The sequence below is a fragment of the Streptomyces sp. NPDC058231 genome, from assembly GCF_042882275.1.
Lineage (GTDB): Bacteria > Actinomycetota > Actinomycetes > Streptomycetales > Streptomycetaceae > Streptomyces.
Map to the genome: position 1 here is coordinate 1 of NZ_JBHVWN010000166.1, position 1,696 is coordinate 1,696.

A 1,696-nucleotide genomic window follows, 5' to 3' on the forward strand; every position below is an offset into this window, starting at 1 on the left:
GGCCGGTCGTCACCGGCCGCCGACGCCTCCGCCCCGCGCTCGCCCGGGATCAGTGCCGGTGCGAGGCGCGTGTGGTGCGGCGCCACCCGAACGGACCGGGCAAATTCATCGAGGTCGTCCGCCGGCCGGTACTGCTGCGCGTCCGGCGCGGGCCGTGCTTCCCGCCCGTGGTGACCGACCACGACTTGCGATTGATGTTCAGCGTCACGCCGGGGAGGATCCTGAAGCTCTTGCGAAAGGTGAGCGGCATGGTGCCTCCGTAAAATGTCTGACGGCCGATTTCCTTGTCGATTCGGCTGGTTGAGTTCCGTGTTGCCCGAAAGCCGACTTCCATGCGCAACGGGCTTCAGGTGCGGCCGTCCGCTCGGCGCCCGTCCTGCCGGGCCCGGACACGCTTCGGCCCGGGACCCGTCACGAGTTGCTCAGTGACGCGTAATAGGCACCGAGTTGCCGAAGATACGCGGGATCACTGGTGTCCTGATCGCGTGCGAAACCCGGCGCTTCCTTCATCTGTTCCTTGGTGCAGCTGAGCGTGATCACCTGGCGTTCGGCATCGACCGAGGAAATCATTCCCACCGGAACGGCGAGACTCCGGCCGAATTTCCAGACACCGGCGTCCACGACCAGATGGTCGAATTCCGGGAGGAGTGAACGGCGGTCGATGGTGCCGATGGTCTCGTCCACAGCCACCACGGTGAACGCGGTGAGGTCTTCGTCCGCGAGGTCATCCAGTGCTACGGGGCTCCGCCACATGGTGGTCACGGTCATGCCCTTCTCCTGTCGCCGTGCTGTTCGGGTTGACCACGTGCCCGGTGCGCGTCACATCACACGGGGTGGGGAGAAACGTACCGAAGACGGGCACGGATATGCCGCAGCGACCCGGGCCGTGAGGGACGCGGACCGGCTCGTCCGCACCACTGTCCACGGAACGGATCGCGGAACGGATCCCCCACCACCTCCTACGGGACGGCAGGGGTCCGGCTCGGCCTTCGCGCGACCGGCCGGAGCCCCTCGCCACGCCCGCACGCCGCCGCTTCCCACGCTGCGGGCCCGCGCACAGGCGCAGACAGCCGTACGGCGGATCCGGCACCATGTCCGACATGAACCGACAGGTGAGAGTGGAGCCGGGCCTCGCGTTCCGTCGCCGGTACGAGACTCTTCAGCGGAAGTCCTTCGACGGCGCCGACCTCATGTCGGTGGGCCTGCGGCAGTTGCGGTTCGTACGGTGCTCCTTCCGTCGCGCCGATCTGCGTCAAGCCACCCTCGACGGCTGCTACTTCAAGCTGTGCGACCTTCGCGGCGCCGATCTGCGGGGTGCCTCCATGAGAGGCATCGCCCTGGCCGGCTGCGATCTGACCGGCGCCGACCTCCGCGGTGTGGACCTGACCGGCGCCCGATGGGGGCGGGTCCTCACCGGAGCCCCGCCCCATGGGCTGACCGATGCCACCGACGTGAAGCTGGACGGAGCCGTTCTTCACGACCTGCAGCTCGACCAGGTCATCGGCCGGCCCGACACGCGATGATCGTCCGGAGCCCGCGGCGGTGAAGCGCCGTTTGTCCCACAACGTGCGAGCAGGTGTTCGGTCGTGTCATGTGTGTCTGAATTTCGGGGTGTTGTGGTTGTTACTTGATCGGCGTGCCGCCGTTCGGGTGGCTCGTGGGTGGCGGGGTGGGGTGTGCGGGGGGTCGGAAACGG

At 67.8% G+C, this 1,696-nt stretch carries 3 protein-coding genes; 1 reads left to right on the forward strand and 2 read right to left on the reverse strand.

The features are described from left to right. Positions 1-49: 49 nt before the first annotated feature. Complete coding sequence (locus tag ACFVXE_RS39005) at positions 50-250, reverse strand: DUF4236 domain-containing protein (protein WP_389678536.1); 201 nt, start codon at positions 248-250, stop codon at positions 50-52. A gap of 161 nt (positions 251-411) precedes the next feature. Then, a complete protein-coding gene (locus ACFVXE_RS39010) occupies positions 412-768 on the reverse strand; it encodes a hypothetical protein (RefSeq protein WP_389678538.1) in 357 nt (118 codons plus the stop codon). 332 nt (positions 769-1,100) lie between these two features. Here ACFVXE_RS39010 and ACFVXE_RS39015 point away from each other — a divergent pair, with 332 nt between their 5' ends. After that, a complete protein-coding gene (locus tag ACFVXE_RS39015) occupies positions 1,101-1,523 on the forward strand; it encodes a pentapeptide repeat-containing protein (RefSeq protein WP_389678539.1) in 423 nt (140 codons plus the stop codon). Positions 1,524-1,696: the final 173 nt, after the last annotated feature.

Excerpts from the sequence above, each read along its gene's own strand:
- ACFVXE_RS39005 (WP_389678536.1), bottom strand. The coding sequence starts at position 250 with ATGCCGCTCACCTTTCGCAAGAGCTTCAGGATCCTCCCCGGCGTGACG.
- ACFVXE_RS39010 (WP_389678538.1), bottom strand. The coding sequence starts at position 768 with ATGACCGTGACCACCATGTGGCGGAGCCCCGTAGCACTGGATGACCTC.
- ACFVXE_RS39015 (WP_389678539.1), top strand. The coding sequence starts at position 1,101 with ATGAACCGACAGGTGAGAGTGGAGCCGGGCCTCGCGTTCCGTCGCCGG.